Source organism: Mucilaginibacter sp. UYP27 (assembly GCF_040547175.1).
Lineage (GTDB): Bacteria > Bacteroidota > Bacteroidia > Sphingobacteriales > Sphingobacteriaceae > Mucilaginibacter.
On sequence record NZ_JBEPPE010000002.1, the window covers coordinates 614343 to 637412 of the forward strand.

Annotated in this window: 22 protein-coding genes and 1 pseudogene; 20 read left to right on the forward strand and 3 right to left on the reverse strand. The window is 43.7% G+C overall.

Going from position 1 to position 23070, the window contains the following annotated elements; translation table 11 throughout:
* Together ABIB39_RS10690 and ABIB39_RS10695 are read right to left on the reverse strand one after the other, a co-directional pair.
* Positions 1-1092 carry a Gfo/Idh/MocA family protein gene (locus tag ABIB39_RS10690; protein ID WP_354429785.1) on the reverse strand — a complete coding sequence of 364 codons (1092 nt, stop codon included), beginning with the start codon at positions 1090-1092 and terminating at the stop codon, positions 1-3.
* Between the two features lie 15 nt (positions 1093-1107).
* The gene (locus ABIB39_RS10695) at positions 1108-1791 is read right to left on the reverse strand and encodes a GDSL-type esterase/lipase family protein (RefSeq protein WP_354429787.1); all 684 of its coding nucleotides are present in this window, start codon (positions 1789-1791) and stop codon (positions 1108-1110) included.
* Between the two features lie 221 nt (positions 1792-2012).
* Here ABIB39_RS10695 and ABIB39_RS10700 point away from each other — a divergent pair, with 221 nt between their 5' ends.
* The 17 genes and pseudogenes from ABIB39_RS10700 to ABIB39_RS10780 all read left to right on the forward strand — a co-directional run bounded on the left by ABIB39_RS10700 (position 2013) and on the right by ABIB39_RS10780 (position 17070).
* Complete coding sequence (locus tag ABIB39_RS10700; protein ID WP_354429789.1) at positions 2013-2486, forward strand: inorganic diphosphatase; 474 nt, start codon at positions 2013-2015, stop codon at positions 2484-2486.
* Positions 2487-2767: 281 nt separating this feature from the next.
* A complete protein-coding gene (locus tag ABIB39_RS10705) occupies positions 2768-3214 on the forward strand; it encodes a MerC domain-containing protein (protein WP_354429791.1) in 447 nt (148 codons plus the stop codon).
* Positions 3215-3242: 28 nt separating this feature from the next.
* Positions 3243-3695 (forward strand): Fur family transcriptional regulator, encoded by a 453-nt coding sequence (locus ABIB39_RS10710; RefSeq protein WP_354429793.1) that lies wholly within the window; start codon positions 3243-3245, stop codon positions 3693-3695.
* A 60-nt stretch (positions 3696-3755) separates the two neighbouring features.
* A complete protein-coding gene (locus ABIB39_RS10715) occupies positions 3756-5006 on the forward strand; it encodes a cation:proton antiporter (protein ID WP_354429795.1) in 1251 nt (416 codons plus the stop codon).
* Positions 5006-6325 (forward strand): TIGR00341 family protein, encoded by a 1320-nt coding sequence (locus ABIB39_RS10720; protein ID WP_354429797.1) that lies wholly within the window; start codon positions 5006-5008, stop codon positions 6323-6325. Before ABIB39_RS10715 ends, ABIB39_RS10720 begins: the two co-directional genes overlap by 1 nt.
* Positions 6326-6483: 158 nt before the next feature.
* Positions 6484-7302 carry an N-acetylmuramoyl-L-alanine amidase family protein gene (locus ABIB39_RS10725; protein ID WP_354429799.1) on the forward strand — a complete coding sequence of 273 codons (819 nt, stop codon included), beginning with the start codon at positions 6484-6486 and terminating at the stop codon, positions 7300-7302.
* Between the two features lie 237 nt (positions 7303-7539).
* Positions 7540-8244 (forward strand): HAD family hydrolase, encoded by a 705-nt coding sequence (locus ABIB39_RS10730; protein WP_354429801.1) that lies wholly within the window; start codon positions 7540-7542, stop codon positions 8242-8244.
* 134 nt (positions 8245-8378) lie between these two features.
* Complete coding sequence (locus ABIB39_RS10735) at positions 8379-9242, forward strand: phosphoribosyltransferase family protein (protein WP_354429803.1); 864 nt, start codon at positions 8379-8381, stop codon at positions 9240-9242.
* Positions 9243-9307: 65 nt separating this feature from the next.
* Positions 9308-9862, forward strand: a complete 555-nt coding sequence (locus ABIB39_RS10740; RefSeq protein WP_354429805.1) for a TerD family protein — start codon at positions 9308-9310, stop codon at positions 9860-9862.
* Positions 9863-9958: 96 nt separating this feature from the next.
* A complete protein-coding gene (locus ABIB39_RS10745; RefSeq protein WP_354429807.1) occupies positions 9959-10573 on the forward strand; it encodes a TerD family protein in 615 nt (204 codons plus the stop codon).
* Positions 10574-10693: 120 nt separating this feature from the next.
* Positions 10694-11833, forward strand: a pseudogene (locus ABIB39_RS10750) (toxic anion resistance protein).
* Positions 11834-11840: 7 nt separating this feature from the next.
* On the forward strand, positions 11841-12803 hold the full coding sequence (locus tag ABIB39_RS10755) for a hypothetical protein (protein ID WP_354429809.1): 963 nt from the start codon (positions 11841-11843) through the stop codon (positions 12801-12803).
* Between the two features lie 10 nt (positions 12804-12813).
* Positions 12814-13635, forward strand: a complete 822-nt coding sequence (locus tag ABIB39_RS10760; RefSeq protein ID WP_354429811.1) for a TerC family protein — start codon at positions 12814-12816, stop codon at positions 13633-13635.
* Positions 13636-13759: 124 nt separating this feature from the next.
* Positions 13760-14206, forward strand: coding sequence for a phosphatidylglycerophosphatase A family protein (locus ABIB39_RS10765; protein WP_354429813.1), 447 nt, complete (start codon positions 13760-13762; stop codon positions 14204-14206).
* 67 nt (positions 14207-14273) lie between these two features.
* A complete protein-coding gene (locus ABIB39_RS10770) occupies positions 14274-15593 on the forward strand; it encodes a sensor histidine kinase (RefSeq protein ID WP_354429815.1) in 1320 nt (439 codons plus the stop codon).
* Positions 15594-15644: 51 nt separating this feature from the next.
* Positions 15645-16019, forward strand: coding sequence for a response regulator (locus ABIB39_RS10775; RefSeq protein ID WP_354429817.1), 375 nt, complete (start codon positions 15645-15647; stop codon positions 16017-16019).
* Positions 16020-16023: 4 nt separating this feature from the next.
* Positions 16024-17070, forward strand: a complete 1047-nt coding sequence (locus tag ABIB39_RS10780) for an adenylate/guanylate cyclase domain-containing protein (protein ID WP_354429819.1) — start codon at positions 16024-16026, stop codon at positions 17068-17070.
* Positions 17071-17515: 445 nt separating this feature from the next.
* Here the strand turns inward: ABIB39_RS10780 and ABIB39_RS10785 are convergent, their stop codons facing one another.
* On the reverse strand, positions 17516-18985 hold the full coding sequence (locus tag ABIB39_RS10785) for a YitT family protein (protein WP_354429820.1): 1470 nt from the start codon (positions 18983-18985) through the stop codon (positions 17516-17518).
* 420 nt (positions 18986-19405) lie between these two features.
* Between ABIB39_RS10785 and ABIB39_RS10790 the strand changes: the two genes are divergently transcribed.
* From ABIB39_RS10790 to ABIB39_RS10800, 3 genes are all read left to right on the forward strand, one after another.
* Positions 19406-20488, forward strand: coding sequence for an LLM class flavin-dependent oxidoreductase (locus ABIB39_RS10790; RefSeq protein WP_354429822.1), 1083 nt, complete (start codon positions 19406-19408; stop codon positions 20486-20488).
* A gap of 159 nt (positions 20489-20647) precedes the next feature.
* The gene (locus ABIB39_RS10795) at positions 20648-22018 is read left to right on the forward strand and encodes a serine/threonine protein kinase (RefSeq protein ID WP_354429824.1); all 1371 of its coding nucleotides are present in this window, start codon (positions 20648-20650) and stop codon (positions 22016-22018) included.
* Between the two features lie 52 nt (positions 22019-22070).
* Positions 22071-23015, forward strand: coding sequence for a hypothetical protein (locus tag ABIB39_RS10800; protein ID WP_354429826.1), 945 nt, complete (start codon positions 22071-22073; stop codon positions 23013-23015).
* Positions 23016-23070: the final 55 nt, after the last annotated feature.

Below are 23070 nucleotides of genomic sequence, written 5' to 3' on the forward strand. Positions count from 1 at the left end.
CTAATCTTGTTTTGCGTTAAGCCACAGGTCAATAGGGCGGTCAACTTTAGGGGTGAACGGCAGGTTTATTTTCTTACCCTGGCCGGCAGATGCGTATGCCGCGTAAAGCATTTCCAGCACAGCGCGACCGTCTTCGCCGGTCACCAGCGGGGGTTTATCTTCGCGTACGCACTCTATAAAATGTTTTAACTCATGCGGGTAGCCCTGGTTAAACACCTCCTCGAATATCGTAAAACTCCATCCTGCAGAAGTGTCAGCCTTTTCCATCGCGTAGCCATAGCCCTCCCTGCTGTAGGTAAGGGAAGAGCTGCCCATGAACAGATCGGCATAGATAACGCCGCCTTTTCCATAGATCTCACATCGGTCATCCATACCGCCGTGTTTGGCCCAGCTATCTTCGGCAACACAGGTAACACCATTCTCAAATTCAACAATCACTACGGCGTTGTCTTCGCCTTTGGTGCGGTTGCCGTGCAATACCGTACTCATGGTGGCATAAACGCTTTTTACCTTGGCATTCCCAAGCATCCAACGGAACCAGCCCATGGCATGGCAACCCATATCCATAAGCACACCGCCCCCGGCAAGGTTGATGTCGTAAAACCAATCGGTATGCGGGCCGGAATGCTTTTCGGCTTGTTTAAGCATGTAAACCTCGCCAACGGCACCTTCTTTTACTACCTGCCTTGCACGCTCATATTTCGGCGCGAAGCAAAGTTCTTCAGCGTACATCAGTTTTACGTTGTTGACTTTACAGGTGGCTATCATCTCGTCGGCTTCCTCTAAGGTAACAGCCAGCGGCTTTTCTATAATAATGTGTTTGCCAGCGTTTGCAGCTTTGATGGTATTAACGGCATGCAGGTAATTAGGCACGCAAATGTCAACCACCTGGCAATCGGTTTCGGCAAGCAGTTTATCCACGTCATCAAAATATGCGGGGATGTGGTGCTTTCCGGCAAAGGCTTTGGCCTTATCAATTTTACGGGCATAGACAGCCACTATTTCGGCCTCGGGAATAAAGCGCTGGTACGATTCTACGTGGATATCGGATATAAACCCGGCGCCCAATATGGCAACTTTAGTTTTGGTCATGTTTTAATAGATGTATTACAGGTATTTCATTTTTTTAAGGTAAGCCACCCAAACCACATAAGCCTGGGGTTTTAAGTGCAGGCCCTCGTAAGTGTATTTGGCCATCAATCGATTTTGTTTGTCGAGGAAAAGCGGGTGCAGGTTGATGTAAGTATAACCCAAACTTGCAGCTCGCGCCTTCAACATGGCATTTACCCGTGGGATATGCTCGGCCTTATCGTAGTGTTGCGGGAAATTCTTGACAGTTGGATTTAACGGCAGAATGCTTTGCACATAAATTTTCGTAGCAGGGCTGCCGGTTTTTACCAGCCTGATGATCTTAAAGTAATTATATGCGATAACCGAATCGGGGGTGTCCTTCCCGATATCATTTATTCCCAACAATATAAACAGCTTTTTAGGCTGGCGGATGATCACATCGTTGATACGTTTTAGTACGCCATAGGTAATATCACCGCCGATGCCCCGGTTAATCACGGTGGTGTCGTTAAGTAGTTTTGCCCAGTTACCCATCTCGGTAATGCTGTTGCCCAAAAATATGATGCCACCTTTGGTTACAGGTTGCTTTTTAAATTCTTGTAACCTTTGAGTGGTATGCTCGGGAATAAAGGGGATGGTATCAAACAGATTTTGGTTAGACGGACGGGTTTGCGCACACGCGAAGGCAGGCAGCAAAAGTATTATCAGCAGATATTTCATATCAGTTTATGTTGGCGGTTTAAAAATACGATAATTCCTGAACCGGGATTGAACAGATTTAGCTGATTTCGCGATTTTTAAGAATTTTCTCCATCAACAGGTACTTTGCAGTCGTTGAGTAAGTCTCCATAGAGGATAAAATCCTACTCATCTGTACAATCCGCTTGATCCCGGTCAAACACAATCATTGAGACAAATGTTATCCGCTAAATAATTTCTCAATGGAACCCATTACCATCATCATCGAAACCCCTAAAGGCAGCGGCCATAAGTACGATTACGAGCCTAAGTTGAAATGCTTTAAACTGAATAAGATTTTACCTGCCGGGTTGGTGTTCCCGTTTGATTTTGGGTTTATCCCTGATACCAAAGGCGGCGACGGCGACCCGCTGGATGTGATCGTGATCTCCGAGATCAGCACCTTCCCGGGGTGCTGTATGGATTGCCGTATTATCGGCGCTTTAAAGGTGAACCAAACCGAACGCGATGGCAGCACCATGCGTAACGACCGCTATTTTGCTGTGCCTACTGTATCGCAGTTATTTAGCGAGGTAAATACGATGTTGCAATTGCCAGAAGCTATTATCAATCAGCTGGAAAGCTTCTTTAAGAATTACAATGAGCAAGCCGGGAAGAAGTTTGAGGTTATTGAAAGAGTAGAGGCAGAGGAGGCTTACCGGATGATAAATGAATAATTTTCAAGGTGTCCCGTTTTTTTGTGATAAGTGTAAAGAAAAAATGGAACACTTTGATAATCAACAGATAACGAAATATTAAAATTTACGATTATCTCAAGTTTTTCTTTATGTAATATAACGAATATTCTGTATTATAATGGTTTAAACAATTATAAGCTACTGTTCCATTTATAAAAAAACGGTACACTGTGGGACACCATGAGACACCCATAAAATCTCTTTACAAATCATAAACAATTCTAAATACAATAATGTTGCATTTGCATTATCTTTGCAGCATGGCTTCGTTAAAAAAAGCATTTAAATTGGATAATATTGGAATGACAGCGTCTACGCTTTGTGCTATACATTGCGCGGCTGTGCCGGTGTTTTTTACCAGTTTGCCTTTACTTGGCCTCGGCTTTTTGGCCAACCCCTGGGTAGAGTGGATCATGATCATCATCGCGCTGGTTGTGGGCATTTCATCCATAGGTAATTCTTACTTTAAAGAGCACCACCGCGTGTTACCGCTGGCAATGCTAATAGCGGGCTTCCTTATCATTATTATCGGTCACCTTTTTACAACGGGTTGGGTAGAGGCCATTGTGGTGCCTTTGGGCGGTGTCACCATCGCTACAGCGCACTTTGTCAATTATAAATATGCCGGTACCTGCAGGGCGGGGGATAGTTTCTTCCATATAAAACATGCGCACCCGCACGAGCATGACAGCCATAAAGCCGCTTAACCGCTTTTTTTGTTAAATTTGAATTGTAATGGCACAAGTAAAAAATAACTATCAGTTTGAAGATATGCTGCAAAAGCATAATCTTAAAAAAACTGCGCCGAGGTTAAGGGTGCTGTCTATGATGTATTCGAAAAATACGGCTACTTCGCAGCCCGACCTGGAGAGCGTAATGAACGATATTGACCGTGTTACCCTGTACCGCATTTTAAACACGTTTGAAGAAAAAGGCATCATCCACAAAGTGTTTGACTTAAACGGTACGGCTAATTTTGCGATTTGCCATTCGGACTGCCGCGAGAACCATCACCACGACGAGCACCTGCATTTTAACTGCACCCAGTGCAAAAATGTGTATTGTATTAACGAATTAAACATGCCAAAGCTTACCCTGCCCGCTGGTTTCGAGGCGCAGGTTTTTACGCTTTATGCATCGGGGCTATGCCCTAACTGCAGCAAAAAAGAACAAGCTAAATTAAATTGATTTGCAACAACATTGCTATTAAACTGCTTTGCAGGTTAGCTTAGTTTACTATACATATTTATGGATACCCGAGAAATAATTACCATTACCATTGTATTGGCAGCCTTGTTTGCCTACATAAATCACCGCTTTATAAAGTGGCCGCCCACTATTGGTATCATGGCCTTGTCGCTCATATCGTCGGTACTGCTGGTTTTGTTAGGAAGCTCGCGATCCTTGCTATCTACAAAGGCAATACAGTTAGCCAACTCCGTCGATTTTCAGGATATACTGATGAATTTTATGCTGAGTTTTTTGCTTTTTGCAGGGGCTATTCATATTGATGCAGGCAAACTGAAAAAAGAACGTTGGCCAGTATTGTTGCTGGCAACTATGGGTATCCTCATCTCTACAGCCTTAGTTGGTGGTATGACATGGTTATTATTCCGGTTGTTTGCTATGCCCATCCCATTTATTTATTGCCTGTTATTTGGTTCGCTTATATCGCCAACAGACCCCATTGCAGTTATGGGGATCCTTAAACAGGCAAAAATCCCATCTTCGCTTGAAGTAAAAATATCCGGAGAATCGCTGTTTAATGACGGTGTTGCCGTTGTTATCTTCATCAGCATCGCGCAAATAGCACGATCTGCCGGTGGCGAATTTTCTGCAGCTGATATTGGCAAGCTTTTTTTACAAGAGGCTGTTGGCGGGTTAATATTTGGTGCAGTGCTTGGTTATTTGGGTTTTTTGGCTTTGCGGTCTATTGATGATTACAAGGTAGAGGTATTGATTACGCTGGCTATTGTTATGGGCGGTTATACACTTGCATCGCATTTGCAAGTTTCCGGTCCCTTGGCTATGGTGGTGGCGGGTATCATTACCGGCAATAAAGCAAAAGAGGAGGGCATGTCTGACGAGACGAGAGATTACCTTGGTAAATTTTGGCATATGATAGATGAAATTTTAAATGCAGTATTGTTTTTGCTTATTGGGCTAGAAATGCTGATCATCAAAATTAATTCGACCGTTATGATCATTGGCGGCATCACTATTTTAATAGTGCTTTTAGCCCGGTGGTTGTCGGTTATTTTCCCGGTGATGCTTTTAAGGTATAAGATAAAATTTGAAAATAATGCCATTGCTATTTTGACCTGGGGGGGATTAAGAGGTGGTATTTCGGTTGCACTTGCACTTTCTCTTAGCAGTAACATGTACCGCGATGAGTTTGTATTGATCACTTACATCATTGTCGTGTTCTCTATTTTAGTGCAAGGGTTAACCATAGGCAAATTTGCTAAAAGGCTGCAGGCTAAAAGCGTAAAACAATAATGAGTGATTTTTTGCACCGCATCAGGCATTTTTTAACCCATAGGTTCAATTTGCAGGAAGATAAGGCCGAAGACAATGATATTATTTATTCGATCCGTAAGAATATAGATTTTCGTGGTGCAAATCTTTGGGCGCTCATCTTTGCCATATTTATTGCCTCTATCGGCCTTAATGTTAACTCTACGGCAGTTATTATAGGCGCAATGCTGGTATCGCCAATAATGGGGCCAATAACTGGTATTGGATTGGGTATCGGCATCAATGACCTGGAAATGGTTAAAAAGGGTGGTAAAAACCTGCTCATAGCCACCTTTATAGGTATTGTAACATCATCCATTTATTTTTCTGTCACCCCGCTTCACGAAGCACAGTCAGAGTTGCTTGCCCGTACTTCTCCGTCAATATGGGATGTATTTATCGCTTTGTTTGGCGGTATGGCGGGTATGGTGGCAGCATCCCGTAAGGAAAAGAACAACGTAATACCCGGTGTGGCTATTGCTACCGCGTTAATGCCGCCATTGTGCACTGCGGGTTTTGGCCTTGCCATGGGCAACTGGTATTTCTTTCTTGGCGCTATCTACCTTTATTTTATTAACAGCGTATTTATTACCATTGCCACGTTTTTAATAACGAGGTATTTAAAAATGCACAAAAAGGTTTTTGAAGACCCCGGCGTTGAGAAAAAAGTAACAAGGTACCTTGTGGTGATCGTTTTAGTGACGGTTTTACCAAGTGTTTACATGGCTTATGGCATTGTTAACAAAAGTATATTTGAAAGTAATGCCCGCAAATTTGTTGAACAGGAGTTTAATTTCAAAAACACACAGGTAGTGTCTAAATCATTTAAGTACACAAATAGTAATAAGACCATTAACCTTTTGCTGATTGGTGCTGTGCTGGATAAGCCGGTTACAGATTCACTTAAACACCTTATGAATAATTATCGATTGCGAAATGTGAAATTACTTATCCGGCAGGGGATAAATGCGAAACAACAGCTCGATCTTTCGCAAATAAAAGCCAGCATACTCGAGGATGTATTTAGCAATCAGCCAAAAACAAATAATGTTACGATAGCGCCTAAAATAATTAATATAGATAGCGCAGTGCTTATAGAAATGAAGGCGCTATACCCGGCTATGCAGTCATTCGGTGTTAATAGAATTGCCATATTGCACCCGGATACGACATTGGTAGATACACAAAGGGTGGCCCTGGCCCGTTTTGCAAAACCCATAAATAAGGCGGATGCTCTAAAACTACAACTGTGGTTGCAAAAACGTTATCAGTCGCCCAATTTAAAACTCATTACTCAATAATCCTGTTTATAAGCACATGCAGATGCCATATATAAATTTAGAATACGGTATCACCGGTTAATCCTTACCTATTTAATTAAGTCAAAACCAGCAAACGCTGTAATTATTTTTGTGAGTTAATAAAGTGATACTTAAATTAGCGTTCCCTAATTAAATACATGATCAAAAAATACCAAGAGCCGATATTATCGGTTTGCATATTAAGTTTTTACCTGTTGTTGTGTTCGTTTACGCCCGGGGCAGATACCATTAAGGCCGCCGGCTTTAAACTGAAAACCGTAATTATCGATGCAGGCCACGGAGGTAAGGATGCCGGTGCAAGGGGGTTGACATCGTTCGAAAAAAACGTTACACTTTCCATCGCCCAGAAATTACAAGATGCGATCAAAGTGCAGATCCCCGATCTGAATACCATTATGACCCGTTCTGATGATACATTCATAGAGTTAAGACGCCGGTCGGATATTGCCAATAAATCGCTGGGTAACCTGTTCATCTCTATCCATTGTAACTCATCTGCCGAAGGTACTGCCCACCGCGAACATAAACAAAGTGGGGTAATGTTGCTGGTGTATGCTTCAAAGCGTACCGGGGAACAAATGGAGGCTGTGCGCGAGAATGCATCCATACTAATAGAAAAAGACCAGTCCAAATATGACGCCCTTGATACCGCCGACCCGGCCAATGCCATTATACTGGATGCCTTCACCAAAAAATACCGTAAGCAAAGCATCCGCTTCGGCGAATTTTTAAACCAGGAATTTACCATTACCGACGGCCGCCCATCCATAGGTGTGCGCGAGCAAAGCCTTTATGTGCTGGCTAACAGCGGTATGCCCGCGGTGCTGATAGAAACAGGTTTCATTAATAATCCCGAAGAAGAAATTTTCCTGAATTCGGACGAAGGCCAGGCCCAGATCGTGCAAACCATTATCCGTTCTATTATGGCGTATAGGGCCGCGCAAATGGCGCAATAGTAGCCTCATCTCAGTAAAACTAATCGGCTGCTTTACCCCTTATGAACGTTCCCGCGAAATTGCAATGGGCAGTAGTAAAGCAGTTGCGCTAATAAAGGGTAACTATTTAGGCGGAAGGGGAGTTTCTTAACATAAACTTTATTTGAATTTTTAAACTAATGGGTATAAAAGGCATATATTAGATAAAGTTTGGAGGGCCCTTGCCGCATCTACTTGTAAACTGTTTACATCTATTTAATGCCTTATTATCAGCACTATTCTTTTGATCTGTGGTTAACACTCATCAAGTCCGACCCTGAATTTAAAATTCAGCGCGCGCGGTTCTTTCACCAAAATTTCAATAACACAGGCTTATCGGTTGATGATGTTGCCGGGGTTTTTCGCCGGGTAGATCTAATTTGCAATGCCGTGAACGAGAAAACGGGCAAAAACATTGATGCCGACGAAATGTACCTGATGGTGATAAGCCTTATCAACGGCGATCAATTTGATATAGATGATGTTGACTACCCCGCGCTGCACCTGCAAATGGAGGCACTGCTGTTTAAATACCCGCCCCGCATGTATGCCGATGTAACAATTGACAGCCTGCAGCATCTAAAACTAAAAAGCGGGGCAACTTTTAGTTTGTTGAGCAACACAGGATACATCACCGGGAAAACATTAAGAAAAGTATTGGCACTTTACGGACTGGATACCTATTTCGATTTCCAGCTATACTCGGACGAGGCAGGAATGTCAAAACCAAACCCCGAATTTTTTAAGGCCATGCTTAACAATATAGATATATGCAGCGGGGGGAAGAATATCCCGCTGAAAAGTATTATCCATATTGGCGATAACCCTAAAAATGATGTAAAACCTGCAGGTGAACTGGGCATCAGCTCGTTGCTCATCAACTCAAACCAAAACAGCATTTTAAGCCTTATAAATGAGAATTAAGAGTCAAGACATAAGAACCAAGAACCGGAAAGGCAAATTATACGAAACGGGTTTTATTTTGACACGGTGCGGGGTTACACGATTTTTATCTTGATTCTTGACTCATAATTCTTGATTCTTTTAATTTTGAAACGATGATAACCACCACCTATTCGTTACACCACATCCATCACGACGATGATTTTGGCTTTAATGCCGATGATTACAGCCGTTTTAAATTTGGCGACGGCGGCGTATCAAAAGATTTTGGTGTTGCCCTGGCGGATGGTTTTATAAATGAATATTTAACCAATAACCCTGCCGATAAGCAGATCGTGGTTATTTCGAGCCCGTATTCGTTCATCCCAACGGCAACTTTTGCCATGAAAAATTGGTTTGTTTACCGCTTAAATAATTGGCTGGCAGGGCAGGGCTTACCCGTGGTGCAGGAAACCAAGGTGCACCGCACCATTACCTATAAGGAAGATTATGGGGAACTGGATGCCGAGCAACGGATGAAGCTGATAGGCAACGACCAGTTCCACATCGATAAGGAGTTTTTGACGGGTAAAACGCTAATATTTTTAGACGATATCCGCATAACCGGCAGCCACGAACGTATGATCATGAAAATGGTTGACGCTTATGGTTTAAAGAACGACATCCACATGCTGTACTTTGCCGAGCTGATCAATAAAAACATCCACCCCAATGTAGAGAACCACCTGAATTATCACCACGTGAAATCTATTTTTGATTTGGATGATATCATTAAAAGCGGAAATTTTTGCATCAATACCCGTATTGTAAAATATATTTTAAACTATAGTTTTGATGGCTTTAGGGTGTTTATTCAGAACCAGCCTGCCGATTTTGTCGAATTGCTTTACAACATGGCTTTGGGTAACGGATACCACACTATTGAGGCGTACGAACAGAACCTTACATTTACAAAACAACAATTAGCCTCTCCCCAACCCCTCTCCGAAGGAGAGGGGCTTGAGAAACAATTTTTTTAGAACCCTCTCCTTCGGAGAGGGCAGGGAGAGGCAAAACTTTTAAATAATTATAAATTAACAATATAATGGCAATTAATCTTCAAAAAGGGCAGCGCGAAGCTATCGACGCTCCTAAATTTACCATAGGCTTAGGCTGGGATACCAACACATCTTCAACCGGGGCTGCTTTTGACCTTGACGCATCTATCTTTATTATGGGTGATAACAAAAAGATACTGAGCGACGAGCACTTTGTGTTTTACAACAACCTTAAATCTCCGGATGGCGCGGTTGAGCATACAGGCGATAACCTTACCGGTGCAGGCGATGGCGATGATGAGCAAATTAAAATTGACCTGACCACTATTGACCCGCGTGTTACCGAAATTTGCATCGTGGTAACCATCCACGAGGCAGAAAGCCGCCGCCAAAACTTTGGCCAGGTACGCAACTCGTTTGTACGCGTCTTTGACGCGGCTACAAATGCCGACATTTTGAAATATGAGCTTGAGGAGGATTTCTCGATAGAAACAGCTGTAGAGTTTGGCCGTATTTACAAACGCGATAACAAATGGAAATTTGAAGCAGTAGGCGCGGGCATGAAAGGCGGCCTGCAAGACTATTTAAATAAATATAATTAAGCGGAAAGGTTAAAGCAGAAAGCTAAAAGCTGGAAAAAACAGACCAGTAGCTTTCTGCCTTAGACTTTTAGCTTTAGCTAATTAAAACGAAAAGAGATGGCAATTAATCTTCAAAAGGGGCAACGTATTAGCCTCGAAAAAACTAACGGCAGCAAACTGCAAAGTGTTTGTGTAGGTATAAATTGGGGCGCGATAGAGAAAAAGGGGTTGTTTGGCTTTGGCGGCAGCAAAGAAGCGGTTGACCTTGACGCAAGCTGCGCTTTGTTTGATGAGAACAAAAAGCTGATAGACGTAGTTTACTTTGGCAACCTAAAATCTAAAGACAACGCCGTGCGCCACAGTGGTGATGACCTTACCGGTGATATGGGCGGCGATGATGGCCTTGATAACGAGGTGATCACGCTTGACCTGGGCAGCCTTAATCCTGCAGTTAAATACGTAGCATTTGTGCTTAACAGCTTTAGGGGCCAGGATTTTGGTACCATCCCTTTCGCGTCTATCCGTATTTACGAAGGCACACCAAAACGGGTTAACGAGATCTTCGCCAAGTATGATATTGCTAATGGTTCTGATTTTAAGGGCCATATATCCATGGTGATGGGCGTCTTTTACGTTAAAAACGATGAGTGGAAATTTAACGCCATTGGCGAACCCACCAAAGACCGCAAACTGGAAGAAACCGTGAACACCGTAATGCGTAATTATTTGTAATTTAAGAAGCCTCTCCCCAACCCCTCTCCGAAGGAGAGGGGCTTTGAGAAGCATTTTTAGAGCCCTCTCCTTCGGAGAAGGCAGGGAGAGGCCTACATAGGTATTAAAAAAACAAAAACAATGGAAACCAACCTAACCAACGATGGGGCCGGGCTGCCTGACTTTACACCAACACCGGCTGCAGCAAGCACAAATACCCCGGTTAAATTAGATAAAGAAGGCAACGTAGACCTAACCAATATCACTCCCGATGAGGTTAAAAAGTTCAGCGAAAAAGGCAAGGACTTAAACCCAAGCGATGTAAACTCAATATTGAATTACGGTACCGACGTGCAAGCCTCAATGGAGCGTTACAGCAATACGTTCCTTACATCGGTACGTACGTTTGATTCTGGCGAGGTGGGCACTCTAATTACCGACCTGCTGCACGAGTTAAACTACATTGATGTTGATGAACTGGAGCAAAACACTTTTATGAGGATCGTATCCCGTATACCAATTTTGCGTACGCTGGTTATGGATACCAAAAAGATGTTTGCCAAGTATGACCTGGTGGTAAACAACGTTGATAAGATCACCAACAAAATAAAAGCGGGCCGCGTAAATTCTATCAAGGATAATGCATCGCTGCAAACCATGTTTGATAGCAATGTAAACTACATCCATCAAATGGAAGAGTTGATCATTGCCGGCCAGTTACGATATGCAGAACTTAGTGAGCAGCTTGCCGTAATGGATGGTAACCCATCGGCCTATCAGGATTACGAAATTGCCGACCTGCGCGATTACGTGAACCGGTTGGATAAACGCCTTGCCGATTTAAAAGTGGTGCGTTTTATTATGCTGCAATCGCTGGCGCAGATCCGTGTGGTGCAAAACAACAATACCACCATTGCAGAAAAAGCACAGTCCATAGTATCTACCACCATCCCGGTTTGGAAAAATTAGTTGACCATTGCCGTTGCTTTGAACAGGCAAAAGGCCAATGTAGAGATGCAGAAAAAGATTTCGGACACTACAAATACCATTTTGCTTAAAAATGCCGAGCTTTTAAAAACAAACAGCATTGATGTTGCCCGCGAAAATGAGAAAACTGTGGTATCTTTGGATACTTTAAAACGTACCACACAATCGTTAATAGAAACGTTAACTGAGGTTAAACGCATCCATGACGAGGGTACACAAAACAGGAAAACGCTTAATACGGAGTTGCAAACTTTAGAAACTGAGTTGAAAAAGAATGTGACCAATACACGTTAATTGGCATATGGATGAAAACAGGCTAAACATATTAAATGCGTCCACACGTGATATTAGCAAACTACAATTGCTATCGGTGTTTTTTAATAACGACGTTATTTATAAGATTTACCTGCGCACCCAAGTGCTTCATCAGCTGTTTCAAACCAACCCCGAGCTTGATATTAACCAGCTGGAGATGTTTCATCTCCAGTTTACACAAACCCTTATTGATCTGTTGAAAAAGATCAAAAAGAATAACGAAGCCCAGGCCGGCCTGTTGCTTGACGAAGTGCAGCTAAACCACCAACTGATAGAGCAAATGGAAGGCTCGGCCTATAGCGAGCAAAGTTATGTGAACGATAAACAGCGGCAGTCGCTAAAAATGAGCCAGTCGTTACGTAAGCTGTTCCGGGTGCTGTCAGATAATTCGGCAGAGTACCCGTTCGCGGCAAATATCAATAAGTTTAGCGCGCATTTCTCGGCCGATTACTTTTATAGTATCTCTACCGAATTGGTTTACGAATTGCTTGCTTACAGCCCCGCAGATGTTTACTCTAACGAGTATGCCACTATTCAGCGTAAGCTTATGGGCAGCCTTTGCAAGTACGATTTTAAGATCGAATTTTACTGCGGCGTAAGGGCAAATGATATTGTATTGGAGGTTTACCGCTTCGCGGATGTAAACAAATATTTCTTGTATTCGCCACTTAACAATGTGCTGCTGTTTTGCGATGTAGCCAAATTAGGCGACCTCGACCTGAAGAACACCGTTAGCAAACGCGAACGCATGATGCGCGAACTGCGCGACAAGAATGTACAGCTAACAGGCAAGGCCGGTTTAATAAAAACCAACCTGCCGCAAAATATCACGGCCCTGCTGGCCGATGACTACAAAAAAATAGCCGATGTAAACTTTATGGCGCACATGAACGCGTTTGACGTTCAGGCTAATATTTTAAAAACGATGTTAAACACCGATATACTTTAAACTAAATACAATGGATTTTTTACACACCCTACTTGGCGAGGATATTAAAGCAGGCTTGCTTATCGTCTTAAACTTGATCGTTATTGAAAGCCTGCTCTCTGTAGATAATGCCGCGGTGCTGGCTACTATGGTTATCGATCTGCCGAAGCAGCAGCGTAGCCGTGCTTTGCGTTACGGTATTATCGGCGCTTATGTGCTGCGTGGGGTGTGTTTGTTCCTGGCGGCGTGGCTGGTGACAATCTGGTGGTTAAAGCCATTGGGCGGGCTGTATTTACTTTACCTGGCTTTCGATTATTTTAAGGGCAAACTTGCCAAGAAGAATGCTGACGGTGGTGATGAATCGGTAGATAAGAACAAGAACTGGCTGTACAAATCAACCGTAGGGCTTATCGGTACCTTTTGGGCTACCGTTGCTTTGGTAGAATTGATGGATCTTGCCTTCTCAATAGACAACGTATTTGCTGCCGTGGCTTTCACAGATCACGTGTTTTTGATCTATACCGGTGTATTCATCGGTATACTGGCTATGCGTTTTGTAGCGCAGGCCTTTGTGAAGTTGATGGAGAAATTTACCTTCCTGGAAACCGTTGCCTTTATGGTGATAGGTGTACTGGGCATCAAACTTACGGCATCACTATATGTGCATTTTTTCCCGGAGGCAGGCTTCTCCAAATTTATGGTAGGCGAAGCCGCGGATATAGCTGTATCGGTGTTTACGGTGGCGGTATTCCTGATCCCGGTAGTTACGTCAATGCTGTTTAATTTTCCAAGAAAGAACATCATCAAACCCGAGATAGCCGAAGAGGCCGAAAGTGTACTGGATAAAAGCTAAATAAGGGGCTGAATAATTACACAACATTTCATTGCGAGGAGCGTATCGACGCGGCAATCTCAGCATATCTGCATGTCTATGAGATTGCCACTATCGCTCGCAATGACATAGCTAATTTTAAAAAATGAATAAACTTATCGCATCAATTTTCGGCATTGGCTATGTAAAGGGTGGGGGCACACTCGCCGCTATTGTTACCTGCCCGTTCATCTGGCTTTTGTGGCAGTCTAATATCCATAGTCCGTTATACTTATTAGGCATTACCGTACTCGTCACCCTGCTGGGTATTTACGTTGGCGATAAGGTTGAACCAGCCTGGGGTAAGGATAGTTACCGCGTAGTAATTGATGAGGTTGCCGGCATGCTGGTAACCATGCTGTTTATCCCGCCAAATTTGTATTACCTATTAATAGGCCTGGTGCTGTTCCGCTTTTTTGATATTTTAAAACCGCTTGGCATCCGCAAAATGGAAGCTTTACCCGGTGGCACAGGCGTAATGATGGATGATGTACTGGCCGGCGTTTATGGCAATATTGTGCTACAGGTAATAGTGCATTTTGTAAAGTTTTAGGCGATACATTTACGTTGTTCCGCAATAATAATTATCTTAGTTTCTAACTTTAAACTTTAATCCGGGTATGCATTTTTTTTCCTTCCTCGCGGCCAGTTTGCTTGCTCTGCGAATTAGCAGGGCCATTAAATTTTCGGAACTGCGCGATAAATGGCAAACTATTCTCAGGATCTCGGCAGGCATCCCGGTAGTGCTGTTTTTTGTATTTAATGAAAATATTAATGATGACTGGATCACGGTTATCGCAGGTATTTACCTGCTTATTTACATGGAATATCTTAAAAAACAAGGTGATTTTAAATCATTCTCAATATTAATTTATTCCCATTATCCTATGGCGATTGCCGCTATAATTAGCGGTCTCACCGCTTTAATAGCGAGCGGTTTTTACGACAAATGGGAGAATTTTTTCGTTTGTGCCCAGTTAGGCGCTTTTGCATGGGTTTACCTACGCCTTTCCACATCTAAAAAACAGCAGCACGAGATACATCGCATCAATCAGCGTAAAGATGAACTTGAAGCGATGGTTGCCGAACGTACCGCCCAAATTACCAAACAGCGTAACGAATTGCAGGAAACCGTAAAGGAATTACAATCCACACAGGCGCAGCTTATCCAGCAGGAAAAACTGGCATCGCTTGGTGAGCTCACCGCAGGTATTGCCCACGAGATCCAGAACCCTTTGAACTTCGTCAACAACTTCTCTGAAGTAAGTATGGAGTTGATTGAAGAGATGCAGGAAGAAATGGCTAAAGGCGATACGGATGAAGCTACAGCCATTGCTAACGATATCAAACAAAATTTAGAGAAGATTCGCCATCATGGTAAACGTGCCGATAGCATTGTAAAAGGCATGTTGCAACACAGCCGCGCCAGCAGCAATGTAAAAGAGCCGACCAATCTTAATACCATTGCCGACGAGTATTTTCGCCTGGCTTACCACGGTTTGCGCGCCAAGGATAAATCATTCAATGCCGACCTGGTATCAAATTTCGACCCTAATTTGCCGGAAGTTAATATTGTATCGCAGGATGTTGGGCGGGTGTTGCTTAATATGTTCACCAACGCGTTTTACGCCGTACACCAAAAGCAAAAAACCGTAGGCGGCGACTTTAAACCAAAGGTAGAAGTAAGTACGAAAGTTATATCATCTGCAAAGGGGAAAGAGGTCGAGATCATCGTAAAAGACAATGGCAGCGGCATCCCGGATGCTATCAAGGATAAAATTATGCAGCCCTTCTTCACCACCAAACCGGCAGGGGAGGGTACAGGCCTGGGCTTATCACTTAGTTATGATATCATTGTAAAAGCCCACAAAGGGCACATCAATATCGAAAGCAAAGAGGGCGAAGGCACATCATTTGTCATTACCTTACCGCTGGCATAATTTACGGTTCAACATTACCATAAAACAGAATTAACTACCTTTACCTGCCATATGAAAATATTAGTTGTAGACGACGAAGCAGACGTTCAGCCGCTTTTTTTACAGCGTTTCCGGAAGGAAATCAAAAACCACGAAGTAGAATTTGACTTTGCACAGTCGGGCGAGGACGCATTGGACTACCTGAAAGACAAGCACTCGGAAGTGGTGCTCATACTGTCGGATATTAACATGCCTGGCATGAGCGGGATAGAATTGCTTATACACATCCGCGAGGATTTCCCAACCCCGCCGCCACCCGTGGTGATGATGATAACCGCCTATGGCGACGACGAGAATTACGAACAGGCGATGGCTAAAGGCGCGGATGATTTCCTGACCAAGCCGCTTGATTTTAACTTACTGAAAGAAAAACTTAAAACCTTATAGCACAATGGCTAAGATACTGGTAGTGGATGACGAGGCTGATTTGGAGGTACTGGTAAAACAGAAGTTTCGGCGCAAGATAAGGGAAAGTGAGTATGAATTTATCTTTGCTGCCAACGGCGAGGAGGCTTTAGCGCGCATTAAAGAGCACCCCGATCTGGATATTATCCTGTCGGATATTAATATGCCCGTGATGGACGGCCTTACCCTGCTTACGCACCTGCCCGATGCCAACCCCATGTTAAAAGCGGTTGTAGTATCTGCCTATGGCGATATGCAAAACATCCGTACCGCCATGAACCGTGGCGCTTATGATTTTGTGATGAAGCCGGTAGACTTTGAGGACCTGGAACTGACCATGCAGCGTACCATTACCTATGTAAGGCAATTGCAGGCAACGTTTAAGGCCATTAAGGAGAACAATATCCTAAAGATGTACGTGGACGAGAATGTGCTGAATTTTATGGCACATAAGGAGTTTGAAGGCAGCCTCATGAAGAACGAGTTGCTGGAAGCGACCGTGATGTTTGTAGATGTTTGCGGCTTTACAGCCATTACCGAGCATATCCCGGCCAACACTGTGGTTAACCTGCTAAACGGACTGTTCGATAAAATAGTAAAGGAAATTATAGCCCAGGGTGGGCATGTAGATAAATTTATGGGCGATGCCATTATGGCGGTTTTCCGTGGCAAGTTCCATTTAGATAGGGCGATAGATGCGGCCCTATCTGTAAAAGCGCACCTATCCAACGAGCCCGAGATAGATGCCGGTAACGGCAAGATCTTCAAGCCGAATATTTCGGTGGGGATCAATAGCGGCGAGATGATATCGGGCAACATCGGTTCCGCATCGTTAAAAAGGCTGGATTACACCGTAATTGGCGATTCCGTAAACCTTGCCCAGCGCCTGCAAAGCATTGCTACGGCGGGCCAGATCATCATTACTGAGGATGTATTCCACAAAACCAAAGAATCGTTCAAATGCAGACCCAACGGCGAGTTTACGTTGAAAAATAAGCTAAAACCAGTTAATACTTACGAGGTGGTTGAGTAAGTAATTAAGGTATTGGATTAATTCACCATAACACTTTCTGATCAACTTAAAATCACGCCTATTATAAAACACGACGTAACAATGAATTGTATTTTAAAGGTTCTATTGTCGATACTTTTTTGGGTTGGTTTATAATCTGTGTTACTTAACGAAAGTCGATTACTAGCATAAATTATGGACACTAATATTAATCCTTGTATTATTGCTATGAATATTTTCAACCAAACTGCTCCAGAAGAATGTGCTAAACTTATAGGAATAGCGAGATCATTATAAAATGCGTTTAAAATAACCAGCATCCAGCATATTACAACTTGGCAAATTATATTGATTATAATATAGACTGGCTTTTTCATTGTTTTATAATTGAGACATTTGCGGTAGCCTGTTAATATCTGAATTTCATTCCAAAATTCAATATTCCTTCTTTCAACTTTTAACTTCATCAGTGCCTTGCCCTGCGTTTCAATACCCCACCCGCGGCTTCTTTGATAATACTGGTAAAAATAAATGCTTTAGGGTCTATCTCGTGTACCATGTTGCGCAATCGCCTTAACTCTAAACGGGTTACTACGGTAAACACAATATCCACAGGATGACTTACATCGAAGCTATCTTTCAGGAAACCGCGCTCGCCTTTGTAAATGGTAATGCCACGACTAAGCTGTTTAACCAGCATCTCTTTGATCAGCGCGTTTTGGCCGGAGATGATGGTTACGCCGGTGTATTCTTCCAATCCTTCTATCACAAAGTTGATCATCCGGGAAGCTGTATAATAGGTGATGATGGAGTATAGAGAGGTAACAAAACCCACCTCTAAGGCTGCTATCAGGAAAATGACAACATTGATGCCGAGTATGATCTCGCTTATGGTAAAGCTGATGCGTTTGCCGGTATAAAGTGCCAATACTTCTATACCATCCAGCGCGCAGCCGCCACGTATGGCCAAACCAATACCAGTGCCCATAAATACGCCGCCAAAAATAGATACCAATAGTTTATCTGAAGTGATCTTATCCGGGTAAGGCAGGTAAAGCAGGCATAGGGCCAACCCGATTATAGCCAGCATAGTGCGTATAGCAAATGTTTTATTTACCTGCAGCGCGCCCATAATAATGAAGGGTATGTTAGCCAGTATAATTACGTAGGCAATATTAACATGGTAAAGCTCGTGGATCAACAGTGAGATACCCGTTACCCCGCCATCAAAAAAGGCATTGGGTATCAGGAAGCTTTTTAAGGCAAACCCGCAAAACAAAATGCCTATAATAGTATAAATGGTGTCTGTTACAATTGATTTGGCATTTGGGGATGTACTCATTTCGGCGATAGTAGTTTTATTTTGTAAATCTCTTAAATTTTCCTGTTTTTTTGGAGACCTATTTTTTAACGATGTGGCGGTGAAATAATGATGGCTTTGCAGAAAGGTTATCTGCGTTTTGTCCCACTCGTTGATGTCGGCTCCAGATCCAAGTGCCTGCATTTCCTTGAAAAGCTTATTACCTATTGGGATAAAATCCTTTCGGCCTAAATAGTCCAGGTCGGCATCGCAAATGATCTGCTCCAGCAGGGTGGCAGGTTGTTGCGGCAATTGGGTGGCCATTATTATGGTGCAAATCTGGGCTATATCATCAGCGCTGTAGCCAAACCGCGGCAGTGCATCACGGGCAACATCGCAGGAAGCCAGTTCATGATCTTTAACGCTCTTCAGATATCCGCAGTCGTGGTAAAGCGCGGCAACGAGTAGAAGCTTCGTATCGGTTTCGTTTATGTTTTCATACTCCGCGATGGTTGCGGCGGAATAATAAACGTCGAGGGTATGATCAATGTTATGGTAATAGATTTGCACGGGCAATTCGTCCCGTAGCTTGTCTAAAATGTATTTTCCCTCGGGGCTATTAACCAGATCCATCATTGTTGCGCTAAGATATTAATTTGAGGGGAAAGTAAGGGCTTTGCTGTTTAAGAGTTTACTCACCCCGACTACGCTCCGCTGGTCGACCCTCTCTGCTTCGCAAAGAGGGTAAGAAAAAATAAATTTCTTTACCAGCTTTCCACTCAACGAAGAGAGGGTGGCCGAGCGAAGCAACGACCGGGTAGTAAATTAGCCGATGGAGGAGGTTTTTTTCACCCTGTCTGCTTCGCAAAGAGGATGAGAAAAAATATTTTTTTTAAACCCTCTTTCCGCGTAGCGCAGAGAGGGTGGTCTGGCAAAGCAATGACAGGGTGAGTAAATTAGCCGATAGGGAGGCTTTTTGTCACCCCAACCTGATTTTGTGACCGCAACGTCATATAAACGTGGTATAGGTGCAACAGCGCCTGTTTAGCACTAATTTTGAATAACAATTACAACAAAGCGGCTGTTATTATCAGCAGTAATATGACTACCATGAGCGCAAACAATTTAGCAGATATAAAATATTCGGTATTAGACCTGGCGTCGGTTACGGAGGGCAGCACCCCGGCAGATAGCTTCAAAAAAAGCATGGACGTAGCCCAACTTGCCGAAAAGATTGGATACACCCGTTACTGGTTTGCCGAACATCATAACATGATGAACGTTGCCAGTTCGGCTACATCGGTACTTATCGGGTATATAGCCGGTGGTACGTCGAAAATTCGTGTTGGCTCAGGTGGTATCATGCTGCCCAACCACGCGCCGCTTATTGTTGCCGAGCAGTTTGGCACGCTTGCATCACTTTACCCCGGCAGGATAGATTTAGGTTTAGGCCGAGCGCCGGGCACCGACCAGGTAACCGCCCTTGCCATTCGTGGTGAAAATTTTAACGCGGCGCATAATTTCCCCCGGGACATCGTAAAACTGCAAACTTATTTCTCGGCAGATAACGCCAATAGTAAGGTAAGGGCGATCCCCGGTGAAGGGTTGGACATCCCTATCTGGGTATTAGGTTCCAGTACCGATAGTGCCAAGGTTGCCGCCGCGTTTGGTTTGCCGTATGCCTTTGCCAGTCATTTTGCGCCAACTTATTTTAAAGAGGCTATCCAGATCTACCGTGATAACTTTAAACCATCGGAATACCTACAAAAGCCTTACGTAATGGCTTGCGTTAACGTGGTTGCTGCCGACACGGATAAAGAAGCGGAATACTTGTCTACCTCCGTGAAGCAATTTTTTATGGGTGTAGTAACCGGCAAACGCCAACTATTGCAACCTCCTGTTAAAAGCATGGATAGCGTTTGGAACGTTTTCGAAGAAGAAGCCGTAATGCAGATGCTGGCTTATTCGTTCATTGGCGGCCCGGAAAAGATCAAGGCAGAATTAGATGCTTTTGTAGAAGAAACCGGCATAGATGAGATTATGGCGACCACGCATATCTTTGATCATCAATCTCGTATGTACTCTTACAAGGTTTTTGCGGATATCATTCGCACAGCGGCCTTTGCGCCTTTAGCATAATTAACCATAACAGTATATACTGCCCGCATCCGCAAGGATAGCGGGCTTTTTTGTGAAAATTTCTAAATTTCTTAACAATTACCTACAACAAACAGGCGTATTAAATGTACTTTAGTCTGTAAAATGCTGTTTCAATAATTTTCGGCACAATATCTATCAATGAGCAAAGTATTTACAATAACAGAGGGACTTGAAAACTTAGGCGCCATGAGCACCGGTGGCCAGGGCTCGGTATATAAAGGCCGACGCATGGGGCCCGTACTAACAGCCATAAAACTGCTGCCAACACCGATACATACCGAAAGCGAGGATGATAAAAACTTCCGCAATTTTAGGAATGAGGTTACCAAGCTGCAAAAGGTAAACGAGCAGCCAAACCCAAATGTGGTAAAGATCTTAAGTTCGGGTATTACCGATAGCGGCTCGTTCCCTTACATCGAGATGGAATACATCGAAGGTCCCGACCTTTGCGAACTGCTTAAATCGCCACACGAGAAGATCTTCATGCTTAAGGAAGTGATCCGCGTGGCAGATCAGTTGGCGAGTGCCCTGGCGCATTGCCACAACGTAGGGGTAAAGCATGGTGATGTTAAAAGTAATAACGTAAAATATAACATCCATAACGGTAATTACGTGCTCCTGGACTTTGGTTTAGCTATTATGAGTGAGGAGCAGCGCCGCACCAGCATTCGCCATGCGGGGGCTATCGAATTTATGGCGCCCGAGCAGCACGAGGGCAAAATGCTGATGGAAACCGATATTTATAGTTACGGTATTATCTTGTACGAACTGCTTACCGGCGAGGTTCCATTCCCGCTGCATGGCGGTGGCGATGCAGGCCGTAACGCGGTAATGCTGGCTCATATAGAAACCCCTGTACCCGATCTGCTCACCGCCCGCCGTAATTCGCTTCCTGATAGTTGGGATGATGAAAAGAAAGGCCACGAAATGCAGGTACCCAAATGGTTATTGAACCTGATCGAAAAATGCCTGCAAAAAGCACCTAAAGACAGATTTAGCAATGGTACGCTTTTGCACGATGCGATTATAAAGGGCAGCATCAGCGCATCTGATGGTTTCGACTTGACAGGTGGATTAAGTAACGCCGCCCTGCGCAGCGAGAATGAACGCCTCCACAACCAACTGATGCTGTACCAACAGGCTGGCCCGCCGCCTGCACCGGTTGTTAGCGAACCTATTGAAGATTCATCGCGGGTATCGCTGTCCAAGCCATATTATTATACGGTGATGACTTTGCTGGTTTTGTTTATGGGCTTTTCGGTTTATTCAACCCTGTTGAAAAAGCAAGGTCCGCCAAAACAGATCAACCAGGATTCGTTACAGAATAGTGCGAGCAAAGGTGATACAGGTGTGAATTTCGGCTCAAAATTTCCGACGGATAATGCAGCCAAAGTGGATAGTGTACCAAAGGTTAAGGATACGGTTGTTAAGAAGCCTGTAGTAATACCACCACAAAAGCCCGAGCCGGATACTGCTAAAACAGAACCGGACACAACAATTAACCCGTAAGGAATTCCCGTGCCGATAGTTATCGGGATTATTAATTAGAATTGAAATATAAATGACCTCAACACCAAATTTTTGGCAACGAATAGGTATTCAGGATTGGTTTTTGACCAACGAAAGCACTGAGAAGGCAAAGGCCAAAGCCCTTACGCCCGATACGGTTTACAGCTACATTGTAGAAAAATTCCGCGACTCTATCAAGGACCTTTCCTTTGCAGACCGGGTGGTGTTTTATCACGAGTTTATCATCAGCTTTAATGCCGACGATTACAAGGAGTTTGTAGCCGATAAACAGGGCATCTTTGGCTTGATAGTACAGGAAACGGTTACCAAGTTTTACGAGATCCTGAAGGAATACCGCGCTCAGGGTAAAACTGTAAAACCATCGGGTTCTAAGTGGGTGTTCCGCCTGGTATCGCACCCGGATTATGCCCGTGGCGATAAAGGGTTTATAGGTAAATTACTGCCCGATAATAACCAGAAGGAGCAAAACCTGCGGGTGACTTTTATCCCCCGCCAAACGGGTATCGCCCAAACATTTGATGTAAGCCAGGAAGCTTTAAAAGGCTTTACCTACTACAGCGAAGGTTATTTCGAGATCCCGTATGAAGAGGAACTGGAGCCACAAGAAGAAAAAGCCGCCAAAGCATCGGCTAATATCGCAAGGTTAGAAACCATTATTCCCGACCAGCAATTCGCAGGCAAAAAGGTGGAATACTTTATGACGGATGAAGACCTTATCGTATCCGGCAGTGAAGAAACCCGCGAGGATTCGAACATATTTACCATCCCAAGCGATTGGGTGAACGCGCCGCACCTGCACATCAGGTATAACAAGGCCGATGGTAAATTTTACTTGGCATCTTTCGGTGAGATAACTACATTGAATGAAGTTACGGTTGAGCGTAGTGAGATCAACGCGCCAAAATGGGTGGAGTTGCCCGTTAACTCGCGTATGTTGCTGAACGGTATCATCGGTTTAAATCTCTTTAAAGCATAAGTATATGTCGCAAATATTATCCATAGGCTTATTAGGTATAGGGTTTTGCCTGCTG